Origin of the sequence: Pedobacter westerhofensis (genome assembly GCF_900182595.1) — a bacterium.
GTDB classification, from domain to species: Bacteria; Bacteroidota; Bacteroidia; order Sphingobacteriales; family Sphingobacteriaceae; genus Pedobacter; species Pedobacter westerhofensis.
Genome location: NZ_FXTN01000014.1, coordinates 26,793 through 48,990, shown reverse-complemented (window position 1 = coordinate 48,990; position 22,198 = coordinate 26,793). Strand labels below are relative to the sequence as shown.

22 protein-coding genes are annotated in these 22,198 nt (G+C 43.0%); 9 read left to right on the top strand and 13 right to left on the bottom strand.

The window, feature by feature from the left end; genetic code table 11:
- The 6 genes from FN831_RS23710 to FN831_RS23685 all read right to left on the bottom strand — a co-directional run bounded on the left by FN831_RS23710 (position 1) and on the right by FN831_RS23685 (position 8,272).
- Positions 1-1,524, bottom strand: coding sequence for a PP2C family protein-serine/threonine phosphatase (locus tag FN831_RS23710; protein ID WP_142530700.1), 1,524 nt, complete (start codon positions 1,522-1,524; stop codon positions 1-3).
- A gap of 3 nt (positions 1,525-1,527) precedes the next feature.
- Entirely contained in the window at positions 1,528-2,472 is a 945-nt protein-coding gene (locus FN831_RS23705) for a hypothetical protein (RefSeq protein ID WP_142530699.1), read from the bottom strand.
- 27 nt (positions 2,473-2,499) lie between these two features.
- The gene (locus FN831_RS23700; RefSeq protein WP_142530698.1) at positions 2,500-3,897 is read right to left on the bottom strand and encodes a serine/threonine protein kinase; all 1,398 of its coding nucleotides are present in this window, start codon (positions 3,895-3,897) and stop codon (positions 2,500-2,502) included.
- Positions 3,898-4,032: 135 nt separating this feature from the next.
- Complete coding sequence (locus FN831_RS23695) at positions 4,033-6,678, bottom strand: TonB-dependent receptor (RefSeq protein ID WP_142530697.1); 2,646 nt, start codon at positions 6,676-6,678, stop codon at positions 4,033-4,035.
- Positions 6,679-6,742: 64 nt separating this feature from the next.
- Positions 6,743-7,090: a winged helix-turn-helix domain-containing protein gene (locus FN831_RS23690; RefSeq protein WP_142530696.1), complete on the bottom strand. Its 348-nt coding sequence runs from the start codon at positions 7,088-7,090 to the stop codon at positions 6,743-6,745.
- A 24-nt stretch (positions 7,091-7,114) separates the two neighbouring features.
- A complete protein-coding gene (locus FN831_RS23685) occupies positions 7,115-8,272 on the bottom strand; it encodes a PepSY-associated TM helix domain-containing protein (RefSeq protein WP_185960589.1) in 1,158 nt (385 codons plus the stop codon).
- 190 nt (positions 8,273-8,462) lie between these two features.
- Between FN831_RS23685 and efp the strand changes: the two genes are divergently transcribed.
- Positions 8,463-9,023: an elongation factor P gene (gene efp / locus FN831_RS23680; protein WP_142530694.1), complete on the top strand. Its 561-nt coding sequence runs from the start codon at positions 8,463-8,465 to the stop codon at positions 9,021-9,023.
- 95 nt (positions 9,024-9,118) lie between these two features.
- Here efp and FN831_RS23675 read toward each other — a convergent pair whose 3' ends face one another.
- The 5 genes from FN831_RS23675 to FN831_RS23655 all read right to left on the bottom strand — a co-directional run bounded on the left by FN831_RS23675 (position 9,119) and on the right by FN831_RS23655 (position 13,937).
- Positions 9,119-9,643 (bottom strand): peptide-methionine (S)-S-oxide reductase, encoded by a 525-nt coding sequence (locus FN831_RS23675; protein ID WP_142530693.1) that lies wholly within the window; start codon positions 9,641-9,643, stop codon positions 9,119-9,121.
- A gap of 5 nt (positions 9,644-9,648) precedes the next feature.
- On the bottom strand, positions 9,649-10,041 hold the full coding sequence (locus FN831_RS23670; protein ID WP_142530692.1) for an acyl-CoA thioesterase: 393 nt from the start codon (positions 10,039-10,041) through the stop codon (positions 9,649-9,651).
- Positions 10,042-10,073: 32 nt separating this feature from the next.
- Entirely contained in the window at positions 10,074-11,249 is a 1,176-nt protein-coding gene (locus FN831_RS23665; RefSeq protein WP_142530691.1) for a hypothetical protein, read from the bottom strand.
- A gap of 47 nt (positions 11,250-11,296) precedes the next feature.
- A complete protein-coding gene (locus FN831_RS23660; RefSeq protein ID WP_142530690.1) occupies positions 11,297-12,484 on the bottom strand; it encodes a multidrug effflux MFS transporter in 1,188 nt (395 codons plus the stop codon).
- 130 nt (positions 12,485-12,614) lie between these two features.
- Positions 12,615-13,937 carry an MFS transporter gene (locus tag FN831_RS23655; protein ID WP_246101727.1) on the bottom strand — a complete coding sequence of 441 codons (1,323 nt, stop codon included), beginning with the start codon at positions 13,935-13,937 and terminating at the stop codon, positions 12,615-12,617.
- Positions 13,938-14,207: 270 nt separating this feature from the next.
- Between FN831_RS23655 and FN831_RS23650 the strand changes: the two genes are divergently transcribed.
- The 4 genes from FN831_RS23650 to FN831_RS23635 are packed head-to-tail and all read left to right on the top strand — an operon-like array spanning position 14,208 to position 16,587.
- Entirely contained in the window at positions 14,208-14,705 is a 498-nt protein-coding gene (locus FN831_RS23650) for a GNAT family N-acetyltransferase (RefSeq protein WP_142530689.1), read from the top strand.
- Positions 14,702-15,178: a MarR family winged helix-turn-helix transcriptional regulator gene (locus tag FN831_RS23645; protein ID WP_142530688.1), complete on the top strand. Its 477-nt coding sequence runs from the start codon at positions 14,702-14,704 to the stop codon at positions 15,176-15,178. Before FN831_RS23650 ends, FN831_RS23645 begins: the two co-directional genes overlap by 4 nt.
- Positions 15,179-15,184: 6 nt before the next feature.
- Entirely contained in the window at positions 15,185-15,724 is a 540-nt protein-coding gene (locus FN831_RS23640; RefSeq protein WP_142530687.1) for a GNAT family N-acetyltransferase, read from the top strand.
- Complete coding sequence (locus tag FN831_RS23635) at positions 15,712-16,587, top strand: helix-turn-helix domain-containing protein (protein ID WP_142530686.1); 876 nt, start codon at positions 15,712-15,714, stop codon at positions 16,585-16,587. The genes FN831_RS23640 and FN831_RS23635 overlap by 13 nt, the downstream gene beginning before the upstream one ends.
- A 12-nt stretch (positions 16,588-16,599) precedes the next feature.
- On the opposite strand, the gene FN831_RS23630 is transcribed toward FN831_RS23635, so the two are convergent.
- Positions 16,600-17,457: an alpha/beta fold hydrolase gene (locus tag FN831_RS23630; protein ID WP_142530685.1), complete on the bottom strand. Its 858-nt coding sequence runs from the start codon at positions 17,455-17,457 to the stop codon at positions 16,600-16,602.
- 84 nt (positions 17,458-17,541) lie between these two features.
- Between FN831_RS23630 and FN831_RS23625 the strand changes: the two genes are divergently transcribed.
- The 4 genes from FN831_RS23625 (at position 17,542) to FN831_RS23610 (ending at position 20,614) form a co-directional block, all read left to right on the top strand.
- Entirely contained in the window at positions 17,542-18,381 is an 840-nt protein-coding gene (locus FN831_RS23625; RefSeq protein ID WP_142530684.1) for a helix-turn-helix domain-containing protein, read from the top strand.
- 68 nt (positions 18,382-18,449) lie between these two features.
- Positions 18,450-18,689: a hypothetical protein gene (locus FN831_RS23620; RefSeq protein ID WP_142530683.1), complete on the top strand. Its 240-nt coding sequence runs from the start codon at positions 18,450-18,452 to the stop codon at positions 18,687-18,689.
- Positions 18,690-18,880: 191 nt separating this feature from the next.
- Complete coding sequence (locus tag FN831_RS23615) at positions 18,881-19,447, top strand: Crp/Fnr family transcriptional regulator (protein ID WP_142530682.1); 567 nt, start codon at positions 18,881-18,883, stop codon at positions 19,445-19,447.
- Between the two features lie 99 nt (positions 19,448-19,546).
- Positions 19,547-20,614 carry an SDR family oxidoreductase gene (locus tag FN831_RS23610; RefSeq protein WP_142530681.1) on the top strand — a complete coding sequence of 356 codons (1,068 nt, stop codon included), beginning with the start codon at positions 19,547-19,549 and terminating at the stop codon, positions 20,612-20,614.
- A 57-nt stretch (positions 20,615-20,671) separates the two neighbouring features.
- Here FN831_RS23610 and FN831_RS23605 read toward each other — a convergent pair whose 3' ends face one another.
- Positions 20,672-22,096 (bottom strand): TonB-dependent receptor, encoded by a 1,425-nt coding sequence (locus FN831_RS23605; protein WP_142530680.1) that lies wholly within the window; start codon positions 22,094-22,096, stop codon positions 20,672-20,674.
- Between the last annotated feature and the right edge of the window lie 102 nt (positions 22,097-22,198).

Sequence of the window (22,198 nt, the reverse complement as noted above, 5' to 3'; positions counted from 1 at the left end):
TTATTTCTTGGCCAGCGTATCTGCCTGGAATGCACGTTTAGATATCCTGCCATTTATAAATGAGCGGTCAGGAAATTCAAATAAGATCTGTAAGGGATACTTACAATTGTTAAATTTTACATTTTTGAGGTCGAGGACGTTTTTATAAGATACGATCCCGGTTTCGAAATTTTCCAGCACCAGCTGATCAATTACCACATACTTACATGCCGGCGATAAAATCATTGCCGGCCCTTTATAGGCAGAGTCCCGCTGAAAGATCAGGTCTCCTTTGGTTTTGATAATCAAAGTGTCCCTGTTGATATTCAATGCCCTGCTTAAATGTACCGGACTTTTGAAAAAACCGGCAGAAAGTATCAAGGTATCTCCTTTGAGTTTGGATAATGTATCAATCAGTTTTTTTTCCTGTGGATTTACGGTAACAGCGGGCGCAGGATTCAGTGTTCCTGAAGGTTTAAGTTCTACCGGAGGGTTTGTAAAGAAAAGCCATACCGTGCTGGCCAGAAACAAAAGGCACAATGCTGAAAGAATGATCACCAGAGTTTGATTGCCTCCGGGAGTTTTGTTCTGCTGCGTCACATTATCGGATCCCTGGTTGGTACCTGCCAAAACTCCTGAACTTGGTTCCTTTTTTACAAAAGGGTTCTTTCGCTGGTTTACTTCTGATGGCGGTATCTCCTGCACAGCCGGGCTGACAGGGGCTTTGAGCTCGGGTACTTCATTAGCTGCCTGTGAAAATAAGTCTGCAGCAGGACGTGAAACGGGGTGTGATACCGGTGCCTTATCATTCAAAGCCAGTACCACTGTTATGTTATCATTTCCGCCTGCAGCATTTGCTTCTGCAATGAGTTTTTCTGCTCTTGCCTGCAGGGTACCGGATGAATCAAGGACCCTGGCAATAACCTCCTTGTTGATCATATCTGTTAAACCGTCGCTGCACACCAGGATCAGGTCTCCAGGCAAAAAAGGAGAAGATCCTGTTTCAAAGTAGCTGTCTGACATTTCCTCCTGGCTCCCCAGTCCCAGCGCCTGGTTGATGATATTGCGCTTGGGATGCTGCATGGCAGCTTCCTCGGTAATTCTGCCAGAGTCTTCGAGAAAACCCACGGGCGACTGGTCGCTTGATAGCTTGATCAGGGAGTGATCCCTGAACAGATATAACCTGGTATCGCCCACATGAATATAATGCAGCAGGTTGTTCAGCCGGTCGATCACCGCAACGGTGGCTACACAAGCCATGGCCGACAGCTTCTGATCCTCCAGCTTCCTGGCAAAAATCTCTTCATTGGCCAGATTGAAAGCAATTTCAAGCTGTGCGGGCACATCTGCGCCAATAGTGGCCATTTCAGCAAGCACCACCTCTCTTGTCAGCGCCGCAGCCACCTCCCCTCCTTCATAACCGCCTACGCCATCGATTACGCCCGCGATGATAAACTGTCCGCTGCGTACCTCCTCTGCAATGAAAACATCTTCATTATTATCTCTCACCTTACCGGTGTCTGTAATGCCAAACAAATTTTTCATCACTTAAGGTTTAAAAATATTTATGCCAATAATACCGTTGAGTAAAATCCTGGAGTTAAAGGGCAGCTCTATCCAATCCGGGTGACTAATCTCAGTCCGGGGAACTTCAATTTCATTTACGATCGTTTTTTCACCGAATGAAGCCAGGTATAATTTACCATCTGCATGGTTATGGCGGATACTCAGGTGCGGCGTGTTCACCCAGTCTGAGGGAATCACAAAAATATGAGTTTCATTTCTGCTTTCGTCCTTACCAGACACTGTGATTTCATCGTTCTTCATCAGGAATTCGAGTTTCTTGCCTCTGAAATTCTGATCAGGCATAATGGTTTCCAACCTGGCATAACCTTTTTGTCCTGCTGATGGAGCAGGAATAGCCGACGCCTGCAGATCATACGGCATTTCATAATAACCTTCACTGTAATACGTAAAGCCGTTGAGTATTTCCTGGTTCAGGTCAAGCGTTTCTGCCACGCCTGTCTGGCGCGGAATAAAGGTAACCCGCAGGTTTTCGTTCTTCTGCGTACTTCCCGGCAATAATTTACCTATAAATCCTTTATCACCACGTTCATAATCAGGATGAGACACCAGCCGGAATACCCATTTAGAACTAGAAGGTTCTACTGTTTTTCCGGATTTGCGGTATTCTTCAAGCAGCTTGTAAAACTGGTTGACCGATTCATGAACGATGATCCCAAAAAGGCCCTGTTTATGCGCCAGGAACTCCTTGTAATCTTCTTCATTGAAACAAATGATAAATTCGTGGTAAAAAACAATGCGGTTTGCAAAAGAAAGTTCCGCAACGGATTCTTTAAACTTATCAATAATATATTTATATACTTCATCAGGTGTTAATGCCTTTACAACCTGTTTCTTCTGTGTTTTTTCTGAAGGAAGGAAAAAGTCCTGCAGACCGGTTTTCTTCCAAAATGTTGGTTTTTCTGCCATCTGTTTTAATGTATGGTATGCTGCAAACTAAAAATGTACGGTTGTATCCAGGTCCATTACGGTGGTATCAGGCTGCGCCTGTGGAACAGGTTTTAGCTGTACCGGTTGTGTTTCTCCATTATCATCCCCGTATGCTGTATCTGTTATTGCTGAATCTCTTTTTTTGTCCCAGGCATATCCTTTGCGACCGGTTTTTTGTGTTGTATCCGGAGTAGTTACCTGATCCTGGCGCGATCTCCTTTCCGGCTGTTCTGTAGTTCTGAACAACAGATAATAGCTGAGGAATGCCGCCATCAGCACCACACTCATTACCAGCACAAAAAACACCGGTTTAGAGATCACTATTACACTGCTGTCCGGCTGTTTTGCATCCGCCGCTTCTTCCTGATAATTTCGGAGAAGGGTTTGCAATCTGTCGTTCTCCATTTGCAGCAAGGAAGTATCTGCAGCCCCGGCGGGCATCAGTCCAGAATTTTCTGTATCCTGCACAATGCTGCTATTATAATAATTTCCGGCTTCTGCTATACTGCTCCTGACAATGGCTTCTTGCAGTTTTACCCCGTCGGCATACCTGTTTTGCGGAAGTTTTTCCAAACAGCGGGCAATAACCTGGAGAAGCCATTGCGGCACCATCATCTCATGCTGTTTTTTCGCTTCAGACCAATTCTCAGGAAGATTCTGTTTTCTCAGTCCCAGGATATCCGGTACTGGTAATTCAAGGTGGCCTACGAGCACATCATTTCGCGACTTCTGCCCATTATCGGTTAGAGGGAACGGCACCTGTCCTGCCAGCAATTCGTATAAAATTACACCGTAACTGTAAACATCAGTTTCAAACAGCATCTGTCCTTCGCTCTGCTCCGGAGCCATAAATTCTATGGCACCGGCATGCCTGATGCTGGTTCTTCTTTGCTCATCCGACATCGCCGAAAGGCCAAAATCCAGCAACACATAATTCCCGGTATGGAGATTAAATTTAACGTTATTGCTTTTAATATCGCCGTGTTTAACGCTAACCTTATGGCAATGTGCGAGGGCATTTGCCAAGTGGTCGGCGACTTTAATCACCTCTTTGATTGCAAAAATCGGGTCCTGCGGTTCCTTCAGAAGATCTTCCAGATCAGGCCCGTCAATAAATTCCATCTCTATAAACGGGAAAGAACCGCTTTCAGTTATTCCTGAATTCAGGATCTTCACTACATTCGGGTTCGGTTCTTCGTTAACCTTTTTTAATTTTTCTACCTCGTTCTGAAAGCTCCTGAAGTTCTTATCCTCAGTGTTTTCCATATGAACGGGTGTGGGAAGCAGTTTTACTGCAGTGATTATCGGACCAAAACGTCTGCCCTTATATACTGAACCCTGGCCGCCTGTGCGCAGTGCACCCATGTTCTCCAGGCCTTCAGTAATTGTAAATACTTTACTCATTTAAGCTAATTAAACACTGTATGTGGGCAATCATACTACAATTATAGTTCCAAGGATCTATAAAAATAGCCTGCTTCTAATTTATTAAATTATTAGCAGGCTATAGCTGTTTCGTGTAAAAGAATTAAGAAGTATTTACATGGTGTAAGTAAAGCTGGTATAGTAGAAACCACCAATAGAAGGGCCTCCGAGATAAGAGTAATAATATTTATTAAACACATTAGAGCCCCCTACTTTCACATTCAGCTTATGTTTGAACAGATCGTAATTGACCTGTGCATCGGTATTGCCATAGCTTTTAACCGTTCCGTTTACCAGGAAAGTTTGTGAATAATAGCTGCTCTGATACTTGTACGAGACATTAAAACCCAGTCTTCCGTAAATCCGGTCGCCACCAAAGGAAAGATTGTAGATCCATTCCGGTGTATTGAAACCATCTTCCAGACCATCATTATTGGTAGTCCTGTCCAGCTTAGAATAAGTTACGTTGCCACCAAGCGTAAATTTCCTCATCATACGGTAGGTTAGCCCAAAACTTCCGCCATAATTGTATACCGTGCTCTGGGAATTGGTCCATACCCTGTAACGGCTTTGTTTGGTTTTATCATTAAGGGCATAGGGGATAGAATCTGCGGATGTCGTATTCGGCACGCTCATCTCCACCTGCGCGATAAAATTTTCATATTTATTGTAATAAAAATCTGCGTCCAGTTTCAAGTCCCTGTTGAGGAATAAGGATTTGTATCCGATTTCAAATGAGTTGATATGCTCAGGCTTGATATAGTCATAGTAATTTTTTACCAGGCGGCTTTTGTTCTTTTCAATAGCGGCACTGGTGGTCATTCCTGCATTGAAATCACGGGTAACGGCTGCCTGAAAAGCATCTATGGAATTCTTTAAATAACTGTTTTCCAGTACGCCGTTAGAAAGGATTTTGAGCCCGCCAATACGTTTCACACCACCACTGTTGACATTGGAAAAGGCCTCAAAAATACTTGGGAACCTGTAGCCGCTCTGAAATGAAACACGGATGTTATGTTCCTCCACCGGAGAAAACACAGCCGTAAACCGCGGGTTAAGCTTGGTGCTGAAATAATCATTACGGTCGGCCCGCAAGGTAGCGGTAAGCCTCAGTTTGCTGTCCCAAAAATCCCTTCCTACCTGAATAAACCCACCGGTTTTGCTGTAAGAAAAAGTTTGTCCAACCTTTGCCGGGTCAGGATTAACAAAATAATTGCCATCAGGCTGAATAAAATAACTGCGATGATCAAAACCCGCCTGAAGATCCAGGCCCGTGCGTTGCTTAAAGCCAGCCCCGATCAGTTTCGAAATATCAACCTGTCCTTCTGCGTGCAGCATCTGATCTTTGACCCGCAAGGCTGAGCCGATATCCCAGTTGTTTACATCAGCGAGTTCAGTAAGTTTGTCCTGAAAAGCCTCCGTTCCGGACTGTAACCTGCCCAGATCTGCCGCCTGCCTTGCAGCAGCGAATGCCTGTGGAACGGCTGTGCCAAGTGATCTCGACTGATTAAACCCTTTGGTAAAATCTGCATACCACTGGTTATCCGATTTAAATGCTTTATCCTCATTTTCTGCTGCAGACCTTAAATTATAAGATTTACCGGTGTTCTCTGTAGTTACATATGCACTAACGCGGAAAATATCATTTTTAAATGTAACAGCGTGCTGCTGGAGCAGGTAATCCTGCAGCCTGAAGCGGTTGGAGCGCTGGTAAATATTGTCAAGGTCAGCAAAACGATAGGTGTAACTCAGCAAAGCCTTCGGACTGATTTTGTAAGCCAGTGTAAAATCTGCCTTTGCATTTTGAAGATGGTAATCCGCCACTTCTTTCTCGGCGTAGCCGGTTCTCGCCACAACATACTGCTTGCCATCGAGGGCGATTGTTTTCCTGTTGGAAGACTCATTTCCATATCCGCTTACGGGGTCGTAAGCCGGGCTCGATGGCCCACCCGCTATCCCTGCAGCAACATTTGCAGCAGCATTTAAATCCGTCCTGTCGTCTGCAATCCAGTCGTACCCTTTTGTAAATGTACCATTCACTTTAAAAGCCAGCCTGTTGCTGATTTTGTGCGCAATTCTTACACTGGTTTCATTGAATAACTTTGCAGATGTTTCCTGGTCGTTCACATGGTTGAGCCCTACTTTCTGCTGGATACTGACGCCCTCACTTGTAAAAGGATCTTTGGTCATGAAATTTGCCAGGCCGTTGATGGCATTCAGTCCGTATAATGCTGAGGCGGTTCCGGGGATGATCTCTACATGCTCGATATCAAGATCACTGGGACCCATTGCATTTCCGATCGGGGCACCAATATGTGGTGCCTGATTATCAATCCCGTCCACCATTTGTGTGAATCTTACATTGGTTGTATTGGCAAAGCCGCGGGTGTTAATGATCCTGAAACCCATACTTGGTGTAATCATCTGTACACCTTTGAGGTTCTCCAGTGCATCAAAAAAAGAAGGGGCAGCAGATAATTTAAAAGCAGATGTATCCGCCCGCTCAATACTTACCGGCGATCTTAATATACTTTCTTCCGTCCTCGAAGCGGTGATGACCACTTCAGAAAGCCGATGCAGGGTATCCTGCACACGTAATGGTTTTGACTGTCTTCTTACAGCGCTATGAGTGGTATCGGTACTCTTAATTACGGTATCTGGATTTTTCTTTGTTTTATCAGTGCTCTGTGCATGCAAAACACCTGATTGAAGAGCGGTTATAGTAAAGAGGGAAATGACAGAGAGTAGGAGTTTATTCATAGAATTCGTTATATACAGAAATGAATAACGAATGTCCGGATAATGTTTTAAATTTTGTTAAAATTTATAGGTTGATAGATCCGCTATGTTTTGATAAAAATTGCTGGAACTTCTTATAGAATGATTTAAACTCCACAATAACCATCTCCCCTTTTTCTGTGACCACAGCATTGCCTCCCCCTTTGCCGCCGCGTTGGGAAATTACCACAGGAGCATCCAGCCGTGTATTCATATCTTCTATCATTTGCCATGCCTGGCGGTAAGACATATTCATTTGAAGGGCAGCCTGTCGTATAGAACCACAGTCGCGGATGCGCTCCAGCAGTTCAACCCTGCCGGGGCCAACCAGTTTGCTGCCATTTAGTTCTATCCAGAGTTTACCGTTTAACTTTAAGGCTGTGTCTTCGCTCATAGAAATTATTTATTGCTCAAGATATTAAAAAGAAAGCGCTTTCTCAGGCTGTAGTTTTGGAACAGGCTTAGGCTTTTTCTTGCTTTTCTTCTTTTTACCAAGATATAGTATCAGTCCGGTAACCGGTAATGTGGCACTGACCAGGCTACAAAGAAATGCGATGATCTTTCCCGGGAGAGCGGCGATCTGCCCGGTGTGAATATCATAATTCATACTGTTGAGCTGCATCCCGGCACTTTTTTTACTGTTTGGCAGGAAGTTGAGCAGCTTCCCCGAATACTGGTCGAACGCATAAGTATCCTGATCCCGGAAATGTAAGGGCTGAGGATAGGCTGTAACTAAAATAGGCGAACCTTTCTTTGCTCCCGGGATCAACAGGAGATAGTTTGCATGCGGAGATTTCTTTCTGACAATGGCATATGCGCGGTCGATCACCAGATGGGCCTTCGGAAAAGAAGCAATAGCTGTTGAGTCTGATTTGAACTTTTTCTTTTCCGCCGGGTAACTTTTACCAAGGTTGGCTGCTGTATAAAGGCCTCTACTTACCCATGGTAAACTGAAAGATAAACCGGTTATGGCGATGATGATTACTACGCTGGTGACGTAAAAACCCAGAACATTGTGCAGATCGTAATTTACGCGTTTCCATTTGGCACCCCATTTAATCCTGAAACTCCGTTTGCGGTCTGACTTCCGTGTTGGCCACCACAATACCAGTCCGGTAATCATAATAATGACAAAAGTAATTACAGAAACGTAATTGACTACTTTGCCAATTTCCCTTGGCAGAAAAAGATACAAGTGTATATCCTTGATCATAGCAAAAAATGAATCCTTAAACACCCGGGATTTCAGGATCTCAGCCGTATAGGGGTCAAAATATATTGCCATCACCTTTTTTTTCACCGTCAGGCGTACCATCAGGGAACGGTCCTTCCCCAGATAGCTCACCGAGGTGATCTTTCCTTCAGGAAACTGCTTCAGGGCCAAGCGTTCAAACACCGAAGGCAGCAGAAAGGGTTTAGCCTGTGCCTCTACTTTACGATATGCGATGGTATTATCCTGTATTTCATCCTGAAAACAGTAGATACAGCCGCTAACGCTGATGATAAAAACTACCAGTCCGGAGATAAACCCAAGCCAGCGGTGTGCGAATAATATAGCGCTTTTTGCAGCAGTCATCTTTTTTAGATAAATAATGAGAAACAGCATTACATCAGCCTGTTTCGATCTAAAGGTATAGTATTTAGACTTATTATTGATTAATAACAAATATATTAATTCTGCCAAAACACACAATATCTTTCCGGCTTAAGCTATAAATACAAAAAAGCCCCTATCTTTGGACTCAAAATTTTACAATAATATTTTTATGGCAAAAACATCTGAAGCTAAAGTAGGAAACATATTACGTTACAACGGCGAACTGGTAACAGTTACAGAGCTGATACACCGTACACCAGGTAAAGGTGGAGCTTTCTACCTTGGCAAATTTCGCAATATCAAAACAGGAAAAATTGTGGAAGCCCGTTTAGGAACTGATGAGCAGATTGAAATTTGCCGTGTAGAGACAAACGATTATCAGTACCTGTATGAAGAAGGTGAATATTTTGTGGTGATGGACAATGTAACTTTCGACCAGTTTAATGTACCTAAAGCTTTATTCGGCCCATCGGCAAAATTCCTTAAAGAAGGTATGGACGTAATTGTTTCGTTTGAAAGCGAAGAACCAATTGTAGCCCAGGCACCTAATTTTGTGGAACTTGAAATCACTTACGCTGAACCTGCTGTAAAAGGAGATACTTCTTCAGGTGCGCAGAAAAATGTAACTACAGAAAACGGTGTAGAGATAAAGGTACCTTTATTCGTTAATCAGGGCGATAGAATCAAAGTTGATACACGTACAGGCGAGTATGTTGAACGTGTAAAATAAAACAAGTTATCAATTGAATACAATATCATAAGCCCGGTGACGCAAGTTGACGGGCTTTCTTGTATTTACGCCTGCTGGGATATCAATATCACTGTTTATCCGGTACGATCGGTACCGCGATTCAGGTGTATAAGCTTTTCGGTATTCACCTGATCAGCAAACTGTGCGAGGAGCAATTTCAGTTTAGGATTTACTATATTTTCGCAAAAAGGTTTTTCAGGATTACTGTAATAATAATTTAGGAAATCCTCTGTGTTCAGTTTAAAGTCTTCACAAGGGAGAACCTGTGTAATAACCGGATCAGAAAATTCTTTTTGTAAAGACTGGATTGCATCACGAGAAATCTGACGCTGCCCTGCGTTAAAGGTGTAAACGGCAGACCTGTATTTCGACCGCATACTATGATTTGATGTGCAGCTGTGTGTGAACAGATGAATAGCGATTAATGTATACAAAGTAATCACTTCCGGGTTGTATTCAACAATAACACCTTCAGAAAAAGTCATATTTGGTCCATCTGCAGCAATCCATCCCTGACGAACGGCGTTTACACCTTTTAATGATAAAAAGATGGCTTCAGTACACCAGTGGCAACTCCCGCCGAAGCCTATTTCTTCCATTATGCTCAGGCCAGTAAAGTATCAAATATTTCTCCCCTGCTCAGCTTATCGTTGATTTTTGCAATTGCTTCAACTTTAGCTTTCAGGCACAGCGCATTATCAGGTACCCGATATATATCCTGGTAGAATATCAATTTTACGCCCTGGCGTTCAGTCCTCAGCCTCACTGCAAATACATCCCTGCTGGTTAGTGATCGTTTGAAATCCATTTCGATGCGGGATACCATCAACAGGATACCCTGCTGTGTAAGTTCTGCGAATGAAAATCCTCTCGATATGAGATATTCATGCCTGGCATGCTCCAGATAAGATTGATATATAGCGTTATTCACTACACCCTGAATGTCACATTCATAATCCCTTACCTTCAGCTCAATTTCAAATATATAGTCTTGCATATGCTGCAAAGATCAACATAGAATCTGATATTTTACTGATCAGTTATTACATACCATGGAATTTTCAACCTTCCTTCATAAAGATATACATTCATAGGATCTTCTATATTTATCCTGTCGAACATTTGCCGGGATACCTGTATATTTTCAGTATCTCCTCCCTCCCGCCACTGGGATATTTTAAAATGATAAGCTTTTGTTCTCCCGTTGCTGACCCATTTATCGAGCACTCTCGCCTGATAATAACGGCTATTAGACGTATCATAAACGCAGTTCAAGCAAACAACAGTGCAAAATCCGTAGAGAAAAGAACAAATCATGATCAATACAATTCCCATTATGCGGCTTTCTGAAATACGGCTAAAGCTTTTGTTTGCAACCATTAAAATTACCACCAAAACTATGGCAACAAGCAAAGCCGGTTGCCAGACATGATGATAATCCATAATGCTGTAGCGGAAGCACTTTATGATTAGGCAGATGATAACCGCAGCAAGGCCAAAGGGGATTGATGGGTACGGGCTGCTTTTACTTGTTCCGATCCTGATCAATCCTTTATAAATTCTTAATATTATGATGAAAACTATTGGCGCTGAAATAGCAACTGCTACTGTATACTTTTCTATTTTGAGGATGAAACTCAGCAACAGGATCATTACCCCTATGGCGTTGATCAATTTAGAAGCTCCTGTAGCGTCTTCTAATTTTTCTGCTCTTTCCGCGATCGTTTTTCCATACCGAAGATCATCAAGTATATTTTTGTGTTCTTCCTCCCTTTCCCTTAAGTCCAAATCATCGAATCTGCTTTTCAGCAAATCTATCAATTGAATTGTGCCCGGCTGGCTGAGTCTGAGGCCAATTCTCTTCCCATCCTTAGATAGCGGTTCGATCAGAAGATATTTATCCTTGTGTCGATAGCCTTTGATATCTGAAAATTTTAATTCCCATCTTTTGATTGCCCCGGCAAACCTGATGCTGTCATCTCCTACATTGAGCGTAGCAATACAGGATTCCAGCGCTATATATATGATAAACAATATAAACAGCAGAATGAAGGAAGCCGCAAACCATTTATCCACAGCACGATGGCCGCTACCTGTGTGATGCAGCAATAACATCGTTAAAAGATATCCCAGCCCCAGCAAGCCCAAACTACACAAAATAAGAACAATGGATTTCGGGGTTTTCGAACTGGTATAAACTTGCATAGCGAGGAACGGTTAAATCCTTATGCAAATTATTTAAATTTCAGCAACTAAGAAAATCTCAGTGGCATTTTGAAACGTAAACAGCAAAAAGCCAGTACCGCGCAGGAGAGCATCATCAAAAACATAGGATATGCAGTACCATTATGAAGCAGCGTCAGCAAAGAAGTAATCAGAAAGGCCGAGAGATAACTCATTGATCCTATCAATGCAGATGCAGAACCACTAAAAGAGGGTATCGCCCCCAGATAGAGTGCAGTTGCATTTGGCAGGATCAGTCCAAGCATAAAAAGAAATGTTAAAATCAGGGCCAGTAAAAGCATAAACGGTGCATTAAAATACACAACAAGGATAATGATCAATCCGGTGATGATCTGGCTGCCGATAGCAAATCTGGTGATGGTGTGCGGCTCAAACCGCCTGAGCAACCTTGTATTTAAAATTCCTGCGCTGATGAAACCAACTGCCGAACAGGAGAACACATAACCAAACTGCTGTTTACTCAATGAATATATTTGTGTAAATACAAATGGTGAAGCAGTCACAAAAGAAAATGCGGCACTGTTGCTCACAGATCTCACCAATGCGTAATTTACAAACGCCGGATGCCGGATACAATGTCTGTAACTTTGCAATATTGCGGATAAATTCAGCCGCTTATCACTCAATGCAAGCTTGCCTGCAGGCAAAACTGTTAAACATCCGGTCAGCCCAACGCCCGAAATAACAGCCATAATCAAAAATAAAAGCTTCCATGTGGATTCAGCTGCCAGCATTCCCCCGGCCATTGGCGCCAGTATCGGAGAAACGCCCATGATAATCTGGAGCAACGTAAAGATGTGCGCTGCATTTTTATCCTGGTAGATATCATTTACGAGCGCACGGGAGATAACCTGGCACGCGCTGCCCGCCAGTCCCTGTATAAAACGGAGGCATAAGAAAACCGTAAAGGAATGCGTAAGCATACAGCAGATGCTGCATAGTATATAGACTACCAGTCCAGTTCTCAATGGAATCTTTCTTCCCCAGATGTCTGATAAAGGCCCAATAAACAGCTGGCCAAAAGACATACCAAACAAAAACAGAGTAACGGTACTTTCGATCCGTACAATGGGCACTTTAAAATAACCCGCCATAACTTCAAATGCGGGAAGATACATGTCAATAGAGATCGAACCAATTGCCGTTAAAATACCCAGGGTCAAAGTAATCAGCAAAACGGATTGGTTATTTTTCATTCGGAATCAGCAGCGGGTTTATTGTATGCAAAACGGCATTACAAGTTACCTGCAAACTAACGTTACGGGCGCGTAATTCCAAGTGTATGGTCATATAAAATTACCATACCGTCCCTGCTTCCGGTGCATCCTATTCTTCCTGATAGTTCAAATCTTTAAAAAATGTTTCCTGCATACTGCTAAGGGCGATCAGGGCTAACAGTATACAGCAGCAGGCCACTACGGCAGCGGCGCTGATCATTGAGCCGCCAAATAAAGTTTTTAAGTATTGAAACAACAGGGAAATAGGAATAAGTGCCCCTCTCACAAAGTTGGTGACAGTGGTGGTGACAGTAGTACGCACGTTGGTACCAAACTGCTCGGCTGCAATAGTTACAAATATAGCCCAGTACCCGACAGAACAACCCAACAAAACACAAATGATATAAAAGGTATTTATTTTCATATCACCTGCGGCCAAAAAAGCAACAATTGAAAAAAGACAGAAAGTTAAAAATATATAAACCACTTTTTTCCTGCTTTTGAGATACTGGCTCAGTAAACCGCTGCCAACATCACCGATCACCATTCCAAAGTAACAACAGGCCACGGCGGCGCCTGCACTAATTTCTCCCCGCACATGAAGTGCTCTTCCGAACTCGGGCGAAAGGGTGATCAGTACACCTATCGTAAACCAGATAGGGATTCCGATAAAAATGCAGCACAGGTACTTGTACACCTGTTTGCGGTCACTAAAAATTAAAGCCAGGCTACCCTTTTTAGTACCTTTTTGTTTCGACAATACAAACATTTCAGATTCTTTTACGCTGATTCTCAGCACCAGCAGCATCAGGCCCAGCGCTCCCCCAATAAAAAAAGTTGTTCTCCAGTCAAAATATTTTGAGGTGAAAAAAGCGGTAATCGCGCCACAGACACCAACTGCAGCAACAATGGTGGTGGCATAACCGCGCTTTTCCCTCTGCATAAGTTCGGCTACAAGGGTAATACCCGCCCCCAGTTCTCCCGCCAGTCCGAATCCGGCAATAAAGCGGCACAACGAGTAAGCTTCCAGAGAATGGACAAATCCATTGGCAATGTTAGCAAGCGAGTATAAAAAAATCGATCCGAAAAGCACAGAAAGCCTTCCTTTTTTGTCTCCTGCAATACCCCAGAAAATGCCGCCGATAATCATCCCTGCCATCTGGATATTCAGCAGGAATATTCCGGAACGTGTTAATTCTGCCCCGGTTATACCAAGCGTCTTCAGACTGTTTACTCTAATGATACTGAAAAGTAACAAATCATAAATATCTACAAAGTAGCCTAAAGAGGCGATCAGCACGGCAACAACAAGGGATTTTTTCTTCTGAAGGCTGTATTCTTCTGAAGCCGGATTATTCATAGTGAGCATAAAGTGGTAGGTGATTAAATGAAAAGCACATAATATCGCACTATCATTTATCTTTAACGACATTAATGATTAATAACATATAAGTGCAGGTACATATTTTCTTTCGCCATTCGCGGTCAAAAAACGGCTATTCGCCATGAAATATTGATACCAGAATCCTATTGTGCAATTTGTACAAATGAAGTTACCCTCCAGGAAAAATAACACCCTTATGTGTAAATGTAGGAGAATCGTTAAACAAAACGATTGTTTCTTTATAATTTATATATCATTCATCTATATTTGAACTACGTATTCAACTACATACATTAGATAAACTGAAATCGTAAAATTATGAGTATACAGATTGTACCCATTCAGCATACCTACGCAGCACCTGTAATTGAATTAGTCTTAACCATACAGCAGGAGGAGTTCAATATTCCTGTGACGATAAAAGACCAGCCCGATCTGCTGAAAATCAATAAATTTTACTACCGCGACGGAGGATGTTTCTGGGGTGCGTTTATCAACGGAAAACTGGTAGGGACAATAGGCCTCACTAAATTTGATCATCATCAGGGGGCAATCAGGAAATTCTTTGTCAGGGAATCCTACAGAGGCAAAGAGCTTGACATAGCGCAGATGTTGCTGGAAACACTGATTACCTATGCCCATGAAAATGGTATCAAAGAGCTGTATCTGGGTGCTTTAAATACGATGAAGGCTGCACTGCGTTTTTTTGAAAGAAATCATTTTATCGTAACGGAGCAAGCGGCTCTTCCAAAAGCTTTTCCATTGACAATGATCGACGATATATTTCTTCATTTCACATTAAATCAAGCGGGATGAGTATTATAGAAGAATCAGGCATATTAGCGATTTCTACCAGATTGCAGCGCATTAGTGAACAGCTGCGTAAAGAAGCAGGGCTGCTGTATAAAGCATTTGACATTGATTTTGAATCAAAATGGTTCCCGGTAATTTATACCCTGCACCACAAAGAGCTGCTCAGCGTTGTGGAAATTGCCAATGAAATCGGGTATACCCATCCCTCAACAATCAGTTTACTGAAGGAATTAGAGAAACACCGGCTCATTCGTTCTAAAAAGGATAAGGAAGATGAGCGCAAACGTCTGATCCAGCTTACAGCAAAAGGTAAAGAGCTTGTTCTTCAGATGCAGCCAGTATGGGAGATTATGATTGTTGTGCTGAATGATATTACCGGGAATCCTAATAATATGTTAAAGGCTATCACAGAATTTGAAGAAAAGATTGCCAATCAGAGTTTCCTGCAGAGAGCTTTGGAACAAAAAAATAAATGACAGCACATGACAATTCCACATGTTGAAATCGTAAATACCGTACCGGAAGACCTTTCTGCGATATATGCGCTGTTTGACAGCGCTATCAGCTACCAGAAGGAAAATAATTTCCCGGTATGGAATGGTTATGACAGGGCTTTAATCAACAGAGAGATTGCCGACGGTACACAGTATAAAATAGTAATTGATGGTCAGATTGCAGGCATTTTTAGCGCTGGAGATGCAGGCCCGCTTGAAACCGAGCTCTGGAAAGAAAGAACGGCTGAGAAATCCCTGTATCTCAACCGTATTGTGACCAGTCCTGAATTTAAGGGCCACAGGCTATTTTCCCGGATTCTGGAATGGGCAGAGATTTTTGCAGAAGAGCATGGATACCACTATGCGCGTTTAGACACCTGGGCCGATAATCCCCATCTAATCAGGTATTACGGGTCCTTCGGCTTCGCCAATTTAGGATTGGTACAAACATCAGATTCAGCCGATCTTCCTTTTCAGTACCGGGGGCTGACACTCCTGATTATGGAAAAAGAAATATGGCAACGATAACTACAATCAGTTTTGAGAGTTTAAGAAAGATTTTGGGACATGATGAGCCTGAAAGAGATTTTATCGTTCAGCAATTTGACATCAAAAATGCGCCCTATTTGGAACCCTGCCGGATAGAGGCCTATTTTATCGCCTTCCTGCAGAAAGGAGAATTGTTAGTTGAGTCAGATTTGGTCTCTTACCAGCTTAAGGCACCGGCAGTTTTTGTGATGGCGCCATCCGTATTACGAAAATTTGTTCATGCTAGCGGCAATTTTAAAAGCCAGGTAGTCTTTTTCAAAAAATCCTTTTTTCTGGAGAACCTGTCCGACGCAAATTACCTGGACAGGTATGCTTTCTTTTATAACCGCGGCAACCATTATTTCAATCTGAATACAGAACAAACTGAAACCATCCTGCAGTATTTTGAGATCATCAAAAAACAGGCAGGTAAGGATAACGCGTATTCAAATCATATTATACGCAATTTAGTACAGATCATTTTGTGGGAAATTGCAGTAGCAAATACTGCTGCGAAACCTTCAATATCGTTTTCCCACAAACAGGTTATTGTTTCTGCTTTTAAAAGTAACCTCGAAGCTCATTTCAAAACTGCGCGCAAAGTAAGTTTTTACGCGTCATTACAGAACCTGACCAGTAAATATTTTTCGGAAAGTATAAGGCAGCAAACAGGTAAAACTGCCGGTGAACTGATCGATGAACGTGTCATTCTTGAAGCAAAAGCAATACTGCAAAATAAAGATCTGACAATCACCCAGGCCGCCGATATTCTGGGCTTTGCCGACCCATCCGGCTTCGGAAAATATTTCCGGAACCTTACCGGGCACTCTCCCCTACAGTATCGCAAAGAAATATTTGGATAGGGAGTTTCCTGCTCAGGTTAAAAATTCTGAAATGATCTTCAGCAAAGCTTCGGGCTGTTCTTCAGCTATATAGTGGCCGCACTCAGGAATGCTGATTGAACTGACTGCTGACGCAGCGATCTTTTGCATGGCGATCCCCATATTCATGCCCTGTGAATTTTCAGCACCTATTGCAAGGATGGGGATAGTAAGCTTATGCTGATAACTGCTGTTTTGTGCAGCGCTTTCCGCAAAAGCCCTGTAATAGTCGAAGCCATTTCTTAATCTCTCTTTACCCGTATAAGCCTGCACATACAGATCAATATCCGCTTCGGTAAGCGCATTTTTCACCGTTGTTTTTTTCATAAAATACCAGTTCAGATATTCCCGCTCTTTTCCTTCAATCAGAAACTCGGGCATACCATCGATCGCATGAAAGTAAAACTGCCATATCTTTTGCGCATTTGCCGGCATAAACACTGCATCAGGCATCAAACCAGGGATACCGCCATCCAGGACGATCAGTGACCGGATCGACTTTTCGTATTCCAACGCATAGGTAACGGCTACCCATGCGCCTATGTCATGTGCCATCAGATAGATATTGTCCAGTTTTAACTCTCTGCAAAAAGAGTGGATCAGGCCAGCCACCGTTCTGGTATCAGCAGTTGGAAGCGCATTTTCATTTCCCATTCCCGGCAGGTCTATCGCAAAAACATGAAATTTCTCCTGCAGTTGCGGCAGTATCTTCCTCCATATATACGAGGTCTGCGGCCAGCCATGCAGCAAAATAAGCGGTGCCCCACTGCCTGCTTCATAATAGGTAACTAGTATGCCGGTAACTACCGCAACTTGTGGTTCCGGCATTTCTATTGGGTTTTGTATGTCCATAACTGATAATTTACAGCACAAAGGTCGGTTAAACTTTTAAATGCAAAATTGTAAACAACAGGTATAAACTTGTAACTTTAGCGTATGGGCATACTCAGGCAATTTGATCTGCTGATCATAAAGGATTATGTGACAGCCACATTTTTATATGAGCCTCACGGCCATACCTATTACGAGCTGATCTATATTTTTAAGGGAAAAGGAATTCATCTGCTCAACCATAACCGGATAAACTACCAGGCGGGCGACCTGTTTTTAATCTCTCCGGGGGATCATCACCATTTCGAAATCAGGCGCCCAACCCGCTTTGTTGTGATCAAGTTCACCGAAGGTTACTTTGCCGCATCAGGCAAAATGATTAGTTCCTCCGGCCTCAGTCCGCTTGATTTGATGCGAATGAGCGCGCTGAAGGAAAGCAAACTGACTTTCGGCCCCTTTGCAGCCACATCCCTTAAAAACATCATCAGCAATATTACTTTGTACAAAGATCAGAATAATGCCGGCTCCTCATTGGCTCTTCATTTTCAAATATTATCTGTTTTTGGGCTCATTGAGGAAGTGAGAACGCGCTCAGAACCGTCTATAGACCCGGAGAAAAGCGAAGGGCCTCTCGTGATTGACTATATACATCAAAATATCTATGATCCGCAAATGTGCCGGATTAAAAACATCGCAGCGCATTTCAATATATCTCTCAGCTACTTTGGCGACTATTTCAGAAGAAATTACGGAATCAGCTACCGCGAGTATATCAAGCAGTACCGTTTAAGTCTAATTCAAAAAAGAATTGAAGGCGGCACCCTAAGCTTAAAACAAATTGCCCGGGAATTTGGATTTAACGACGAAAGCCACCTGTCAAATTTTTTCAGGAATCAGCTTAACTTAAGACCGGCAGCTTACAGGAAAGAAAAATCAGGCAAATGATTAAACCTTTGTGACCGGAATGTATCTATAAGTACAAACACACAATAGTTACATTTAATATCGGCATCATGAAAAACTTAAAATTAATCATCCTCGTAGTAGCAGCAGTATTTACATTTGGAACCGCAGATGCACAGTCAGTTGTTTTAAGAGTTGGCAACAACGGACCTCACCATCCTCCACGTGAAAGAGTTGTAGTTCATCACCGCAGACCTGCTCCCCATGGCAGATACTACCATAACGGCCGTCATTATGCTCACCGTACAGTATATTATAAAAACAAACAAAGACACTATCGTTACAACTAGTTTACTGTTATTACCTGTTTAACGATGAGAGCCCCTTTAACGAGGGGCTTTCGCTTTTAATGCTTTTCTGCACCCGGAAAGTATCAGCATATCCTGGTCAGGCACAAACATTTGCCAGCCCAACCAGTATTTGTGTACTCAACCTACAAACTTTTGTACTACTTTAGCCATTGCATTTTAAAGGGCAGGCTATGGAAGAATTTTTAAGGGAACAGATTGAGAAAATCGTAAAGCTAAGCGATGATGAGTTTAGCTTTGCTTTATCCCATTTCAGCTTCAAGGCTCTTAAAAAGCATCAGTATCTGGTGCAGGCAGGAGATCCCGCTCCCAATGATCACTTTGTAGTTAAAGGTCTGCTCAGGTCATTTTACATAGACGAACAGGGCAAAACACATATCATGCAGTTTGCCATGGAAGACTGGTGGATATCAGACCCTCAGGCTTATTTCAATAAAACCAATGCAATCCTCAATATTGATTGTTTAGAAGATACGCAGCTCTATTATATCTCCATTGAAAACAGGGAAAAACTCTGTGCAGAACTGCAAAAGATGGAGTACTTTTTCATGAAAAAATCAAATGCGGGCTATATTGCCCTGCAACGAAGGATTTTATCCCTGATGAGCCAGAAAGCAGAAGAGCGGTTTACACAATTTGTAACATTGTACCCCTCCCTGCTACAGCGCCTTCCCAAAGCACTGATTGCTTCGTACCTTGGCATTAGCAGGGAAACACTAAGCCGCATGCCGCTGACCTGAATGTGACCTACCGCACATTTATTTTGTGAGGTAGATCCTTTGCTGCCCGCCGCAGGATGCCGAATATTGTACCATTGACATTATTTAAAAATTAATAACATGGGCAATATAGCATTAGTAGTTGGGGCAAGCGGTATCACAGGCAGTAACCTGGCAGAGAAGCTGATCTCAAAAGGCTGGACCACATATGGTTTGGCGCGGAATCCAAAAACTGAAATCGCAAATTTACAACCAGTGGCGGCAGATCTGATGGATCTGGATAATCTGAAATCGGCGCTGGCCGATATCGCACCGACACATATATTTATCACCAGCTGGATGCGCAATGCTACCGAAGCAGAAAATATCCGCGTAAACGGCCTGATGGTGCGCAACGTTCTTGAAGCACTTTCTTCAAAAAAATCGGTACAGCATGTGGCACTGGTAACAGGTCTGAAACATTACCTGGGCCCATTTGAAGCCTATGCCAAAGAAGGATTTTTACCCGAAACACCTTTAAGGGAAGAACACCCGCGTCTTGACATTGAGAACTTTTATTATGCACAGGAAGATGAGGTTTATGCCGCTGCTGCAAGAGACCACTTTACCTGGAGCATCCACCGTCCGCATACCGTGATCGGGAAAGCAGTAGGGAACCTGATGAACATGGGTACTACCCTAGCAGTTTATGCTTCCATCTGTAAAGAAACCGGACGTCCCTTTCGCTGGCCGGGCTCTGCAGCGCAATGGAACGGACTTTCGGACATGACTGATGCAAGGATACTGGCCGAACAGTTGATCTGGGCATCAACTACAGCAACAGCACAAAATGAAGCCTTCAATATTGTAAATGGTGATGTTTTCCGCTGGAGCTGGTTATGGAACCAGATAGCCGCATACTTTGGTGTTGATGCAGTTGGCTATGAAGGTACTATCCAGCCGCTTGAAACAGAAATGCAGAACGACGCCGCGGTTTGGAAGGAAATTGCAGCAAAATATCATTTGAAAGAAGCCGACCTGAGCAAACTGGCTTCCGCATGGCATACAGATCTTGATCTGGGCCGCCCGATTGAGGTAATGACAGATATGTCTAAAAGCCGCAAACTTGGATTTAATGTATACCAGAAAACGAATGATGCGTTTTTTGATCTTTTTGAGCAGCTTCGTGCTGAACAATTAATCCCTTAACAAAGGAAAACCAGGGCAGGTAATTCCACAACCTGCCCTTATATTTTAACAAGGAGTTTACTCAGGGAACCCAAACAAGGACCTCTCTTTGATAATCGCGGCCACCTGCTCAGGCACATAATCTTCCCAGCCCGGAGCATTTTCCTTCACCAGTTCAAGCACACGGTCTGTCTGTACATGCAGATTATTTACATTGTAATCCAGGATATCCTCAATCTTATCATTGGCAATTAAATATTCAAACAGATCGATCAGATGCGGCGGCGGAGAAAATCTTTTGGAGTTATATACAATTCCGTCTCCGAGAGTAGGATAAATAAACAGCTTTACTTTTCTGCTGAACAATGTTGCAAATGCCTCCAAAATACCGCCCTGCAAATACTGATAATGCTTTTCATTAAAGATAAACTCAAGGTTGGGATATCCAAGCACCACTCCCATTTTCAGGGTAGTGATCTTTGAGAGATAAGCCACCAGCTTGTAGTATTCATGGAAATTGGAGATCAACACTGTCTGACCTACCGAACAGAGTATATCAACGCGGTCTAAAAAGTCCTTTTCATTGATCTCCGCACTGTCATCAGCTCCCCTTTCCTTCAGCGACTGAAGTGTAAGTTCTGTCACTACGATTACATTCGCAGCATCAACATCAGGCTCGTCCTTAAAACGTTCAACCCCCGTATTGATCATATCCATGTGTACATTGATCAGGGGGCGGAACCTCCCGCGCACAATCATGATATGTTTCTTATATAAAACTTCAGAAGGCTGCAGATTTTTACCATCGGGGCCAAACACCGCTGCATCAGATAAGCCATATTTTACCAAATGTAAACTCATCAGCCTGTTGTCCACATGGCTGAAACCCGGGCCTTCAAAGCGGATCATATCAATCTGGATACGGTCTCTGCTGAGGTCATCCAGTAAAGAAAGCAAAAACACCGAAGGTGATTTGTGGTAATTAAAGCAGGCATAAACCAGGTTAACACCCAGAATCCCCACTGCTGAATGCTGCAGGCCAAGATCATTGTCCAGCAGTTTTACATGCAGCACCACATCGTGATATTCACCATTGGGCTCCATCTGGTAACGGATGCCCATCCATCCATGTCCCTGATTGGTTTTTTGATAATTTAAGGCCGAAAAAGTATCAGAGAATGCAAAGAAAGTTGAAGTATCGCCTCTCTTGGAGGCTAAACGCTCAATAACAAGATCATATTCATGACCCAGCATCGCGATCAGCCGCTGCTCACTTACATAACGTTTCACCTGCTGGGCACCATAAATTGCGTCAGAAAAAGCCATATCGTAGGCCGACATCGTTTTGGCGATGGTACCGGCGGCAGCGCCGGCCTTAAAAAAATTGGCAGCCACATCCTGCCCGGCGCCAATCTCTGCAAAAGAACCATAAATTTGCGGATCAAGGTTAATAGCCAGTGCTTTCTGTTTTGTTCCAATGAATTTATTGTGAATGTTTTCCATGCGTCTAAATAGGGTTACGATGCTTTTTGATGCGCCTAAAGGTACTAATATTCAACCGCATAATCAGCCCCAACTGCTATTACAACGTTTTACGTCCTATTT